11 protein-coding genes are annotated in these 13,159 nt (G+C 65.4%); 3 read left to right on the forward strand and 8 right to left on the reverse strand.

The window, feature by feature from the left end; all coding sequences use genetic code 11:
* Window positions 1–46: 46 nt before the first annotated feature.
* The 3 genes from XH81_RS14290 (at window position 47) to XH81_RS14300 (ending at window position 2,490) form a co-directional block, all read left to right on the forward strand.
* Window positions 47–748 carry a glutathione S-transferase N-terminal domain-containing protein gene (locus XH81_RS14290; protein ID WP_271596261.1) on the forward strand — a complete coding sequence of 234 codons (702 nt, stop codon included), beginning with the start codon at window positions 47–49 and terminating at the stop codon, window positions 746–748.
* A gap of 156 nt (window positions 749–904) precedes the next feature.
* Complete coding sequence (locus tag XH81_RS14295; protein WP_095426165.1) at window positions 905–1,513, forward strand: 2-hydroxychromene-2-carboxylate isomerase; 609 nt, start codon at window positions 905–907, stop codon at window positions 1,511–1,513.
* Window positions 1,513–2,490, forward strand: a complete 978-nt coding sequence (locus XH81_RS14300; protein WP_212475387.1) for an NADPH:quinone oxidoreductase family protein — start codon at window positions 1,513–1,515, stop codon at window positions 2,488–2,490. The genes XH81_RS14295 and XH81_RS14300 overlap by 1 nt, the downstream gene beginning before the upstream one ends.
* A 104-nt stretch (window positions 2,491–2,594) precedes the next feature.
* On the opposite strand, the gene XH81_RS14305 is transcribed toward XH81_RS14300, so the two are convergent.
* From XH81_RS14305 to XH81_RS14340, 8 genes are all read right to left on the reverse strand, one after another.
* The gene (locus XH81_RS14305) at window positions 2,595–3,485 is read right to left on the reverse strand and encodes a crotonase/enoyl-CoA hydratase family protein (protein ID WP_028141182.1); all 891 of its coding nucleotides are present in this window, start codon (window positions 3,483–3,485) and stop codon (window positions 2,595–2,597) included.
* Window positions 3,486–3,643: 158 nt separating this feature from the next.
* Window positions 3,644–5,065, reverse strand: coding sequence for an amidase (locus XH81_RS14310; RefSeq protein WP_028141181.1), 1,422 nt, complete (start codon window positions 5,063–5,065; stop codon window positions 3,644–3,646).
* A 2-nt stretch (window positions 5,066–5,067) separates the two neighbouring features.
* Entirely contained in the window at window positions 5,068–6,231 is a 1,164-nt protein-coding gene (locus XH81_RS14315; protein WP_028141180.1) for a M20 aminoacylase family protein, read from the reverse strand.
* Between the two features lie 13 nt (window positions 6,232–6,244).
* Complete coding sequence (locus XH81_RS14320) at window positions 6,245–7,750, reverse strand: M81 family metallopeptidase (RefSeq protein ID WP_028141179.1); 1,506 nt, start codon at window positions 7,748–7,750, stop codon at window positions 6,245–6,247.
* A 262-nt stretch (window positions 7,751–8,012) separates the two neighbouring features.
* A complete protein-coding gene (locus tag XH81_RS14325; protein WP_095426169.1) occupies window positions 8,013–9,662 on the reverse strand; it encodes an ABC transporter ATP-binding protein in 1,650 nt (549 codons plus the stop codon).
* A 128-nt stretch (window positions 9,663–9,790) separates the two neighbouring features.
* On the reverse strand, window positions 9,791–10,678 hold the full coding sequence (locus XH81_RS14330; protein ID WP_028141177.1) for an ABC transporter permease: 888 nt from the start codon (window positions 10,676–10,678) through the stop codon (window positions 9,791–9,793).
* A 19-nt stretch (window positions 10,679–10,697) separates the two neighbouring features.
* Window positions 10,698–11,639: an ABC transporter permease gene (locus XH81_RS14335; protein WP_028141176.1), complete on the reverse strand. Its 942-nt coding sequence runs from the start codon at window positions 11,637–11,639 to the stop codon at window positions 10,698–10,700.
* Window positions 11,640–11,846: 207 nt separating this feature from the next.
* A complete protein-coding gene (locus XH81_RS14340; protein ID WP_028141175.1) occupies window positions 11,847–12,977 on the reverse strand; it encodes a M20/M25/M40 family metallo-hydrolase in 1,131 nt (376 codons plus the stop codon).
* Window positions 12,978–13,159: the final 182 nt, after the last annotated feature.

A 13,159-nucleotide genomic window follows, 5' to 3' on the forward strand; every position in this document is an offset into this window, starting at 1 on the left:
CTGGCGGCATCGACAGGGAAGGCCAAAGGATGCCGAGGGAAAGGTCATGATCGATCTCCATTACGCGCCGACGCCGAACGGCTGGAAAATCTCGATCATGCTGGAAGAGCTCGGACTTCCCTATAAGGTGAAGCCCGTCGACATCCGCGCCGGCGAGCAGTTCAGTCCCGAGTTTCTGGCGATCTCCCCGAACAACCGCATCCCCGCGATCGTCGATCACGCACCCGCCGACGGTGGCGGCCCGTTCTCTGTGTTCGAGACCGGCGCAATTCTGATTTATCTCGCGGAAAAGACCGGCCGCTTCCTGGCCGCCGACTTGCGCGGGCGTTCCGCCACAATTCAATGGGTGATGTGGCAGATGGCCGGCCTCGGGCCGATGCTCGGCCAGCACGGGCATTTTGCGCTCTATGCGGCGGAGAAGATCCCCTATGCGATCGAGCGCTACCGCGACGAGGCGGCCCGGCTCTACGGCGTGCTCGATCGGCAGCTGGAGAAGACCGGCGCCTATGTCGCCGGCGACTATTCCATTGCCGACATCGCCTGCTTCCCCTGGACCATGACCCACAAGGCGCAGGGCTTTACGCTCGACCACTATCCGAACGTCAAACGCTGGTATGCCGAGGTCCGCGCCAGGCCGCAGGTGCAGGCGGGGCTTGCGATCGGAAAATTCGTGAAAGAGCCGTTCGACGATGAATCACGCAAGATCATGTTCGGCCAAAGGGCTAAGGAAGTGTTGGGAAGGAAGTGACGGCCACGCCGTCATTCCGGGGCGCGACGAAGTCGCGAGCTATGGTGCGCAATTGCGCACCCGAGAATCCATCGGGCCGTAGAGCCAGGAGCGAATGGTTTCCGTGTTCGCGCCCAAGAGGGCGCGCCCCGGAATGACGAGAGCAAAGGAAACGCCATGATCGAGTTCTTCTTCGACTGCTCCAGCCCCTGGACCTATCTCGCCTTCCACAACATCCGGCCGCTCGCCAAGGAGCTGGGCGTCGAGATCGTCTGGCGGCCGATCCTGGTCGGCGGCATCTTCAACACGGTCAATCCGAGCGTCTACGCGCAGCGCGAGACGCCGGTGCCGCTGAAGGCGCGCTACATGAAGAAGGATCTTCAGGACTGGTCGCGGTCGGCTGGCCTTGCGATCAAGATGCCCCCGACGGTGTTTCCGGTGAACAGCGTCAAGGCGATGCGCGGCTGCATCTGGCTGGCCGCGGACATGGTGCCGTTCGCGACCGCCGTGTTCGAGGCCTATTGGGGCGAGGACAAAGATATCTCGCAGGACTCCGTGCTCGCCGAGATCTGCAGGAAGGTCGGCATCGACGAGCCGAAATTCTTCGCCGGCATCGCCGAGCAAGCGATCAAGGATCAGCTCAAGGCGAATACGGAAGAGGTCGTCGCGCGCGGCGGCTTCGGCTCGCCGACGATTTTCGTCAACAAGACCGACATGTATTTCGGCAATGACCGGCTGCCGCTGATCCGCGAGGCGCTCAAGCGCAGCAAGGCGAGTGCGGCCTGATGGTGCGCGCCGTCGTCTGCCACTCGCTCGGCGAGCCCGAAACCTTGCGGCTGGAAGAGTTTCCGTCGCGCGCTCTGAAGCCGGGCGAGGTGCGGGTCGCGATCCGCGCGGCCGGGCTGAATTTTCCTGATGTGCTGATGGCCGCCGGCCAATATCAGCTCAAGCCGGAGCTGCCGTTCACGCCCGGCATGGAAGCTGCCGGTGACGTGACCGAATTGGGTGCGGAGGCGAAGGGCGTTTCTGTTGGCGACAAGGTCATCGTGAAGATGCGGCACGGCGCATTCACCGACGAAGCCATCGTCGCGCCGTCGCAGCTCACCCCTAAGCCGTCGACGTTCGACTACGCCGAGGCTGCGACTTATCTTGCCGGCCATGGCACGGCCTATCATGCGCTGATCGATCGCGGGCGGATCGAGCCGGGAGAGGTGCTGCTGGTGCATGGCGCCGGCGGCGGCACGGGACTGGCGGCCGTCGAGATCGGCAAGATGCTGGGCGCGACCGTGATCGCGACGGCGTCCAGCGACGAGAAGCTCGCCATCGCCAAGGCCCGCGGCGCCGATCATCTCGTCCGCTATGACCGCGAGCCGTTTCGCGACGCCGTTAAACGCATCACCGACGGTCGCGGCGCGGACGTCGTGTTCGATCCCGTCGGCGGTCAGGTTTTTGAAGACTCGATGCGCTGCATCGCCTGGGGCGCGCGGCTGCTGGTGATCGGCTTCACCGGCGGCATCGGCTCGGCCAAGACCAACCTCCTGCTGATCAAGGGCGCCAGCGTGCTCGGCGTGCGCGCTGGCGAGGCGGTACGAAAGAACCCTGCGCTGGGAGAGGCGCGCCTGAAGGCGCTGCTGCAATGGGCGGAGGAGGGCAAGCTGCGCCCCAACGTCTCGCATCGGTTGCCGCTGGAGGAGTTTGCAAAGGCGATGCGGCTGCTGCTCGACCGCAAGGCGATCGGGCGCGTGGCGCTGGTGATGGAGTGAAAGTGCCGTAGGGTGGGCAAAGGCGCTCTTGCGCCGTGCCCACCATCTCTCTCGATGGCGAAAAGTGCGTGGGCACGCTTCGCTTTGCCCACCCTACGAGAGCGTTACTTGTACTCCCGTTCCGTCCACCACGGGAAATAGTCCGGCATATCGCTGGACACCTTGTTCTTGAACTGCGCGGGGCGCTTTTCCAGGAACGACACCACACCTTCCTTGACGTCGTCGGAGCGGCCGCGGGCGTAGATGCCGCGGCTGTCGACCTTGTGGGCTTCCATGGGATCGTCGGCGCCCATCATGCGCCACATCATCTGGCGGATCAGCGCGACCGACACCGGTGCGGTCTTCGCCGCGAATTCCTTGGCGAGCGCGCGGGCGGTCGGCAGGAGATCGTCAGGGGCGACGACCTTGCTGACGAGACGACCCGCCAGTGCCTCCTGCGCCGGGAAGACGCGGCCCGAATAGCACCATTCCAGCGCCTGCGAGATGCCGACGATACGCGGCAGGAACCAGCTCGAGGCCGCCTCCGGCACGATGCCGCGCTGGGAGAACACGAAGCCGAACCGCGCGGCATCCGAAGCGATGCGGATGTCCATCGCGAGCTGCATGGTGACGCCGATGCCGACCGCAGGACCGTTCACTGCGGCGATGACGGGCTTGAGGCACTTGAAGATGCGCAAGGTCACCTGGCCGCCGCCGTCGCGCACCTGCGGATCGCTGTAGTCCACCTTGCCGTCGGCGAAACGTTTGACGGGGCCGCGCCGCGCGTCGCGGTCGAACGTGTCGGCGCCGGACGACAGATCCGCGCCGGCGCAAAAACCGCGGCCGGCGCCGGTGACGATAATGGCGCGGACGTTGTCGTCCTTGTCGGCGGCGTCGAACGCGTCGATCAGCTCTCCTTGCATCTGCGCGTTGAAGGCGTTGAGCTTGTCGGGCCGATTCAGCGTGATGGTGAGAATCTGCTCGGCGACCTCGTATTTGATCGTCTCATACGCCATGGCGGTTTCCTTCCTTGTTTCTTTATCGGTCTCTCTACCACGTCATTCCGGGGCGCGCGAAGCGCGAGCCCGGAATCCATCTCTCGGCATCAGTAGTGCTGATGAATGGATTCCGGGCTTGCGCCAAGAGGGCGCAACCCGGAATGACGACGGTGCGATTAGTTAGCCGGCGGCTTCGGCCAGGGTCGTTGCGGCCCGCGTAGGCCCTCAAAAGCCTTGGCCATGCCGAGCACGCCGATGTCGTCGAAGCGGCGGCCGACGATCTGCACGCCGATGGGAAAACCCTTGGCGTCGAAGCCGCCGTTGATCGAGATGGCAGGGTTCTCCGACATATTCCATGGCACGGTATAGGCGATGTGCTCGAACGGTTTCATGGGGTCGTTGGTCGGCGAGGCCCAGTCCGCCGGATAGTTCACGTTCGGTGCGGTCGGGGAGATCACGTAATCGAGCTCGCAGAAAAGCTTCGACGCCGCCGCGCGGATCGCCATGGTCTGGTTGAAGCCGCGGATGACATCCACGCCCGACAGCTTTGCGCCGGATGCGCCCCATTTGAAGATATAAGGCAGCACCTTCGCCTGCTCGGCCGGCGTCAACCTGGCCAGATCATCCCACATCCGCGCGCGCCAAAAGTTGTCGAGGCCGTCGAGCATCTCGCGGGTGAGGATGCCGTCGACCTCGGTCACGACGCTGCCCGCGGATTCGAACGCTTTCGCCGCCTTCACCGCGACCTCGCGCACTGGTTTCTGCAGCGCCAGGCCGCAGCCGGGATCGAGCATCAACCCGATGCGGAGTTTGCGCGGAGACTTCTCTGCTCCCTTCCAGTTCAGCGGCTCGGCGGGCAGGCTCATGCCGTCGCGCCGGTCGGGCTTTGCGATCACGCTCATCATCAGCGCGCAATCGTCGACTGTGCGGGTCATCGGACCGGCGACGCGGCCGACATAGGTGGGGTCGATCGGCACGCGGCCGAAGCTCGGCTTCAACCCGACGAGGCCGCACCAGCCCGCGGGCAGGCGGACCGAGCCGCCGATATCGGTGCCGAGATGCAGCGGACCGTAGCCGGCCGCGGCCGCAGCGCCTGCGCCCGCGCTGGAGCCGCCGGGATTCTTCGAGAGATCCCAAGGATTGCGCGCGAGTGCGTGGAAACTGGAGAGTCCGGACGACAGCATGCCGTAATCGGGCATGGTGGTCTTGGCGAAGATGACCGCGCCGGCCTCGCGCAGGCGCGCGGCGGGCGGGGCATCCTTCTCGGCCGGCACGAGCTTGACGCTGGCAGCGCCCAGCGGCACCGGCACGCCCTTGGTCGCGATGTTGTCCTTCACCGTGACCGGCACGCCGTCGAGCGCGCCGGACGGCTCGCCGCCGGTCCAGCGCGCGGTCGAGGCCTTGGCGGCCTCGCGTGCGCCGTCGGGATCGAACGCATAGAGCGCCTTCAGATGCGGCTCCCACGCAGCGACATGCGTGAGCAAATCCTCCAGCACCTCGCTCGGCGAGAATTGCTTGGCGCGATAGCCTGCGATCAGATCGACCGCGGACAGATCGTGCAGCGAGGTGACGGCATCTTCGACGCTCTTCTTATGCATCGCTAGCCCACCGGCATGCGCGTTTCGATGATGCGGGCGAACATGCTGGCGCCGATCGGCAGGATCTTGTCGTCGAGCACAAAGCCGGGATTGTGCACGGGCACGTTGCCATCATGGCCGACCCAGAAATAGGCGCCGGGAATGGTCTCCAGCATGTCGGCGAAATCCTCGCTGCCCATCTTGGGCTGGGCGCGGGTGATCACGTTGGCGGGATCGACGATGGTGCGCGCGACGTCCTCGACCACCTTGGACTGCTCGACCTGGTTGACCAGAACGCCGAAGGTGTCGCGGATGTCGACGTCGATCACACACTGGTAGGCGCTTGCGATGCCTGCGCAGATGGTGCGGATGCGTTCGCTGACCAGGGTGCGAACTTCCTTCGAAAAGGTGCGGATGGTGCCGCAAAGATGCGCGTCGCCGGGAATGACGTTGTAGGCGGAGCCCGCGTGGATCTGGGTGATCGACACCACCGCGGCCTGCAGCGGCTCGACATTGCGGCTGACGATGGTCTGGATCGCCTGCGCCAGCGTGGTCGCGATGACCACCGCGTCCTTGGAGCGCTCGGGCATCGCGCCATGCGCGCCATAGCCGGTGATGCGCAGGTCGAAGAAGTCGGCGCTGGCCATCGCCGGGCCCGGCAGGATCGCGATCTCGCCGTGGTTGAGGTCGGGCGCGTTGTGCAGGCCGTACAGCTCGTCGCAGGGGAATTTTTCGAACAGCCCGTCCTTGATCATCGCGCGGGCGCCGCCGAGGCCTTCCTCGGCCGGCTGGAAGATCAGGTGGACGGTGCCGTCGAAGTTTTTGGTCTCGGCGAGGTAGCGCGCGGTGCCGAGCAGCATGGTGGTGTGGCCGTCATGACCGCAGCCGTGGAAGCGGCCGGGGATTTTCGAGCTCCACTTCAGATTGGTGTTCTCTTCCATCGGCAGCGCGTCCATGTCGGCGCGGAGGCCAATGCGCTTGTTGCCCGAACCCTTGCCCTTGATCACGCCGATCACGCCGGTGCCGCCGAGACCGCGATGCACCTCGATGCCCCAGCTCTTCAGCTTGTCGGCGACGATGCCGGAGGTGCGCACTTCCTCGAATCCGATCTCGGGATGGGCGTGCAGGTCGCGGCGGATGGCGGTGAGCTCGTCGGCGTAACCGTCGATGCGGTCGATCGTGGGCATGGGTTCTGTCCAGTTAGCTTGAGGGAGGCGAGAAAACGGGGCCGTTCGGCTTGATGCGAATGCCCGGCCGCAAACGCGTCCAGGGCAGGGTGGCGGTGTCGGCCGGCATCGCGCCGGGCGCGGCGCAGATCATCAGCTTTTCCGCGATCGGCTCGAAATCGGCGCGGAAGTGCACCGAGCTCTTGTTGACCAGAATCTTCTGTTCGGTCGGCTCGATGCCGACATAGCGGTACATCGCCTGGTCGGCGAGCTGCGCCTTGTGCGAGGAGACGACGACGCGGACGTCGCCGATGCGCAAGGCTGCCGAGGGACCCATCTCCATCTCGCGGCCGCCATAGTAAGGGCCCGGCGCGATGAAGCGGCCGTCGGACAGCTTTTCGACCACGAAGGTCTCGCGATAGGGCTCGTCGCCGGGGATGCCTGACTTGCCGCCGAGCGACAGCGTCACGGTGGCACCGACGCCGGCATCATGCGCGGCCTTGGCCGAGACCGGATCGTAGATCGCCCCGGTCGCGGCGCTCGCCTTGTTGCGCACCAGCGCGCGCAGCATGCCTGTCGTGTCGGAATCGCCGCCGGCACCGGGATTGTCCTGGGTGTCGGCGATGATGATCGGCTTGCTCGCGCTCTTTGAAAGTTCCATGGCCTGGCGCACGCCCTCGTCGGGCGACCAGATCTTGCCGTCGAAATCATCCTCATGGCTTTCGATCAGCTTGACGATCGCGTCGGCGGCGCGGTCGGCATCCGCTTGCGTCCTGCCATAGGCGAACACGCTGGGGCCGCAATCGCGGAAATCGGCGGCGGGAAAGCCCGGCGCAAAAGACAGCGTCGGAACCGCATCGCTCTCCAGCACGGCGAGCTTCTCGTAGATGCCTTTGGTCGGCTGGTCGTTGGTGCATTGCCAGCTGATCGGGATCAGGAACGGCAATTGCCGGAACGATTTGGCAAAGCGCTGCTTGGACTTGAGCAGCAGCGCGAGATGTCGCGCAGAGGCGCGGCCGGTCTCGGCCATGTCGACATGGGGGTAGGTGCGGTAGGCGATCAGCGCGTCGGCATGCGCGATCATTTCGGGCGTGACGTTGGCGTGCAGATCGAGGCTCGTGACCAGCGGAACGTCCTTGCCGATGACGCGGCGCACGCGCGCCAGTATCTCGCCTTCGCCGTCGTCCAGATGCTCGGTCACCATCGCGCCGTGCAGGTCGAGATAGACCGCATCGAGCGGGCCGGCAGCTTTGATGCCGTCGACCATCACCTTCACGATGCGCTCGAAGGCGTCCCTGGTGACGTGCGCCGACGGGCTCGCGCCGCAGGCGATCGTCGGAACAAGTTCCCAACCGTTGGCCTCGGCGCTGTCGACGAAGCCGGCAAGGCCGACATTGATGCGCCGCATCACCTTCAGCACGTCGGCGCCTTCAGTCATCGCCGGCCAGCCGCCGCCATGCTGGAAGTCGGCGAAGGTCGCCTTGGTGGGAGCGAAGGTGTTGGTCTCGTGCAGGAAGCCGCCGACGGCGATGCGTGTCATTCAGTTCGGTCCAATCAATCAAGAGGGCGCGACGTTAGCCTTGGCCCTGCGGCGAGAGCAAGGTGGGACGCACTCGCGCCGCGCATAGGGTCAAGCTGTTTTGGGAATGCTGCTCCGCCGTCATTCCGGGGCGCGCCCGCTTGGGCGCGAGCCCGGAATCCATCCGACGACAGACTCTGAGGCGCGATGGATTCTCAGGTGCGCAATTGCGCACCGTAGCTCATCGCTTCGCGATGCCCCGGAATGACAGCGGTGAGTGTCGCTACGCCGTGGCCGCCACGCCCTCCGACACCGGCCGGAAGTTCGCAAAATCCCAGTCGCGCCCCGGAGCGGCGTCCAGCAGAGCCCTGGTGTAGGCCTCCTTCGGATGCGTCAGCACCTCGGCAGCCGGGCCTTGCTCGACGACGCGGCCGTGCTGCATCACCACGACCTCGTCGCAGATCTGCGCTGCGACACGCAGATCGTGGGTGATGAACAGGATCGCGATGCCGAGACGTTTCTGGATCTCGTCGAAGAGTTCCAGCACCTGCGCCTGCACCGAGACGTCGAGCGCGGAGACAGCCTCATCCGCGACCAGCACGTCCGGATCGAGCGCGAGCGCGCGCGCAATGGCGATGCGCTGGCGCTGGCCGCCGGAGAACTGGTGCGGATAGCGCGATACCGCGTCAGCGGGCAGGCCGACGAGCTCGAGCAGCTCGCGGGCACGTTTCATCGCATCGGCATGCGCGACGCCGTAATTGATCGGGCCCTCCGCAATACTCTCGCCGACGGTGACGCGCGGGTTGAGCGAGCGATAGGGATCCTGGAACACGATCTGGATCTTTTGCCGGTGCGGCTGCAGCAGGCGACGCGAGATGCCGGCGATCTCGCGGCCGGCGAGGCGCACGCCGCCGGAGGTCGGATCGATCAGGCGGACGATGCAGCGCGCCACGGTCGACTTGCCGGAGCCGCTTTCGCCGACGATGCCGAGCGTGCGGCCCTTGCGCAGCGTCAGCGTCACCTTGTCGGCGGCGACGACTTCGCGGCCTTTGCCGAAGAAGGCGCGCTCTTTATAGACCTTGCTGAGATCGTTGGCCTCCAGCACCACCGGTTCGCGGCTCTCCTCGCGCGGCGGCCGCGGCACCAGGCTCGGCACCGCCGAGAGCAGATTGCGGGTGTATTCCATGGTCGGATTGCGCAGCACGGTCTCGAGCGGGCCGGTTTCGACCAGCCGGCCCTGCCGCATCACCGCGACGCGGTCGGCGATCTCGGCGACCACGCCCATGTCGTGGGTGATGAACAGAACGGCCGTGCCGTGATCGCGCTGGAGCTCGCGGATCAGGGACAGGATTTGCTTCTGCGTGGTGACGTCGAGCGCGGTCGTCGGCTCGTCCGCGATCAAGAGCTTCGGCTCCAGCACCAGCGCCATCGCGATCATGATGCGCTGGCGCTGACCGCCGGAAAGGCGGTGCGGGTAGGAGGCGAAGATGCGCTCGACCTGGGGCAGGTGGACCTGCTCCATCATGTCGAGGATGCGCTTCTTGCGGGCCCTGGCGTCGAGATTGGTATGCGCGCGCAGCACCTCGTCGATCTGGCGGCCGACCGGCACCACCGGATTGAGCGCGGTCATCGGTTCCTGGAAGATCATCGCCATCTGCGTGGCGCGGAGCTGGCGCAAGCGGCGGTCGGTCGCGGTGAGCAGCTCTTCGCCGACCAGCTTGATGCTGCCGCTGGTCGGAACCAGCGTGCCCTTCGGCAAGAGGCCCATCGTGGTCAGCGAGGTCACCGACTTGCCCGAGCCGCTTTCGCCGACGAGGCACAGCGTCTCGCGCTCGCGGACCTGGATCGAGATGCCGTCGATGATCTTTGGGCCACCCGGCTTCTTGCCGACGGAGACGACGAGGTTGTTGATGTCGAGGACGGTGTTGGTCATCAGGTCACTCCATCGTCATGGCGAGGAGCGAAGCGACGAAGCAATCCAGAAGTCCTTCCGCGGATGCAGACTGGATTGCTTGGCTTCGCTCGCAATGACGGAATAAGGGGCAGGGCCGGCGAGACAAATCACTTGCCTTCCCGCTGCTTCATGCGCGGATCGAGTGCGTCGCGGGCGGCGTCGCCGATCAGATTGATGCTGAGGATGGCGATCGAGAGCAGAAGGCCCGGCCAGAAGATCAGCGACGGCTTGATCTGGAAGTACTGGCGGCCCTCGGCCATGATGTTGCCCCAGGTCGGCGTCTCCGGCGAGATGCCGGCGCCGAGGAAGGAGAGGATCGCCTCGGTGAGGATGGCGCTGGCGCAGATATAGGTGCCCTGGACGATCAGCGGCGCCACCGTGTTCGGCATCAGATGCCGCCACATGATCTTCGGCAAGGACGAGCCGACCGAGATCGCCGCCTCGACGTAAGGCTCCTCGCGCGCCGACAGCACGACCGAGCGGACCAGGCGCGCCACGCGCGGAATCTCGGGGATCGTGATCGCGATCAGCACGGTCCAGAGGCTGGCACCGGACAGCGACACCACGGCGATCGCGAGCAGGATGCTCGGCATCGCCATCAGGCCGTCCATGACCCGCATCAGCACGGCATCGACCAGCTTGAAGAAGCCGGAGACGAGGCCGATCGCAAGGCCGATGACGATCGACAGGATCGCCGAGCCGATACCGATCAGCAGCGAGATGCGGCCGCCATAAACGACGCGCGACAACAGGTCACGACCATAGGCATCGGTGCCGAGCAGGAATTGCGCGGACGACGGCTTGAGCCGTTGCGACGGCGCGAGCTGGATCGGATCATGCGGCGCGATCAGCGGCGCCAGGATCGAGATCAGGATGATCAGTGCGAGCAAGACTGTCGCCGTGGCGATGATCGGCGTCGAGGTGAGGAAGCCGAAGCGCGGCCGTAGCGGCGACGTGATCGGAATGGAGGACTGGGGAAGGGTATCGACCGACATGTTTGTCCTTATCCTTGCCTCAGTACCGGATCCGGGGATCGAGCAGGGTGTAGGCGACGTCGATGAGAAGGTTGACGACGACATAGATCAGCGACGTCAGCAGGATCATCGCCTGGATCACCGGATAGTCGCGCGCCAGCACCGCATCCACGGTGAGGCGGCCGATGCCGGGAATGTTGAACACGCTCTCGGTGACGACGACGCCGGAGATCAGCAGCGCAAAGCCGGTGCCGATCACGGTGATGACGGGCACGGCGGCGTTGCGCAGCGCGTGCCGCATCATCACGGCGACCTCGTTGATGCCCTTGGCGCGCGCCGTGCGCACATAGTCCTCGCCGAGCACATCGAGCATCGCCGCGCGCGTCATGCGCGCGATCAGCGCGATGTAGATGAAGGAGAGCGCGCAGGTCGGCAGGATCATGCGCTCGAAAAACGGTCCGAAGCCGTTAAAGATGCTGCGGAAGCCCTGCACCGGCACCCACCGCAGTTCGATCGCGAAGATCTGGATCAGGATGTAGCCGACCACGAACACCGGCACCGAGAAGCCGAGCACGGAAAGCCCCATCACGAAGCGATCGATCCAGGTGCCGTGCTTCCACGCGGCGATCACGCCGAGGGGAACCGCCACGATCACGGCGAGGATGATGGTACACAGCGCAATCGAGATCGACGGCTCGACGCGCTGGCCGATCATCTTCATGACAGGCAGATTGGAGATCAGCGAGGTCCCGAGATCGCCGTGCAGCAGCTTGTTCACCCAGGTGATGAACTGCACGATCAAGGGCTCGTTGAGGCCGAGCGAGGTGCGGATGCGCTCGAGCCGTTCCGGCGTTGCATTGTCGCCGGCGAGGATCGCGGCGGGATCGCCGGGGGTGAGGCGGAGCAGGAGGAAGACGAACAGCGCGACGACGCCCATCACGGGCACGGCGGCGAAGATTCGGCGAAGGAGATATCCGAGCAAGTTGGATCCGTCAGATTAGAGTAAATCGGCGGCAGCGGTCATAGCCTGTTCTGCCACCAGCCTAACATTTCAGCAATTCCCGTGCCATCAGGGCCACAGTTTTTGCAGTGCGGTCAGCTGTTTTGGCGACCCCTCTTCAAGGGGGCCAGCGGAGCGTGCCCGCCAGACGAAATATCGCGGCGCGCCACGCGCGCTCATCCAATCCGGTCACTCCAACGTCGCAAGCAGCCCGGCCATCAGCCGGCCGCGCTCAACGAGACTCTCGACTTCGATATACTCCTCTAACGTGTGGCCATTGGCTCCGCGCACGCCCAGGCCGTCGAGCGTCGGGATTCCCATCGCACCGGTGAAGTTGCCGTCGGAGCCGCCGCCGGAACTCGCATGCGGCAGTTCGGCGCCAAGCGACTTGGCGATGCCGCGCGCCTTCTCATACAACGCCATGGTGCCGGCATCCGGCTCCCACACCGGACGCGTCACCCCGCGCGTGACCTTGAAGGAGACATCGTTGGCCGTGCCCGACAGCGCCAGCATCCGCTCGACGCCGCGATCGAGATCGGCCTGCCGCTTGGCCATGGAGAGCGCTTCGCCGGTGGCGGTCGTGGCAACGCAGTTGACCCATTGCCCGCCATGCACGACGCCGACCGAGAAGGTGCAGTCCTCCGTCGTCATCGCGTCGATGGCGAGAATCTGCCGCGCCATCTCGCGGATCGCCGAGCGTCCCGCCGACAGCGTCGCGCCGGCGTGGCTCGGCCGGCCCGTCGCCTCGAGATTGAAGCGCGCGATGGCGTAACGTCCGGTGGTGACGCCGTTGTCGGCACGGCCGGGCTCGGGCACCAGCACATATTTGTTGCGCGCGGCTTCCGCCTCGATGATGTCGCGCGTCGAGGGCGTGCCGACTTCCTCGTCCGGCGTGAACAGCACGGTGATCGGCAGCGGCGTGGTGAAGGATGCACGCGCCAGTTGCCGGATCGCTTCCAGCGAGAGGTAGTTGCCGCCCTTCATGTCGTAGATGCCGGGGCCGTAGCACCGGTTGCCCTCGCGCCGCCATTTCAGCTTCTCGATGGTACCGACCGGGTGGACGGTATCCATATGGCCGGCGATCAGGATGCCCGGCTCGCCCTGTTTCGGATGCGGAAAGCGCGCGCGGATCACGCCGCCGAAACCTTGCCGGCCGGCGATGCGCTCGATCGTCGCACCCATGATCGCCATATCCCGCGCTGCGATATCGAGCATGCGATTCACCGCACCGGCGTCCCAGGTCGGGCTTTCGCATTCGACCCAGCCGCGCAGACCCTGGAGCATCGCCTCGGAATCGAAAGGAAGATTGGCTGGATTCATCTCAATGTCTCTCAAGCTTCGAAAGATGGAATGCGCATTGCATTGCTGCGGGGCAGGACGAGTGGAGAGTGTTGTAGAGCCAAACCGATCCTTGTGGAGCCCGTGCCCGCGCCGCCAGGGCTTGCAGCGAAACCGGATTGACGCGCTCGGCACTGTCTGCAAGTCTCGAAAGATAAAGGCAT

This window comes from Bradyrhizobium sp. CCBAU 25360 (assembly GCF_028128695.1).
In the GTDB taxonomy this organism is placed as follows: Bacteria; Pseudomonadota; Alphaproteobacteria; order Rhizobiales; family Xanthobacteraceae; genus Bradyrhizobium; species Bradyrhizobium ottawaense.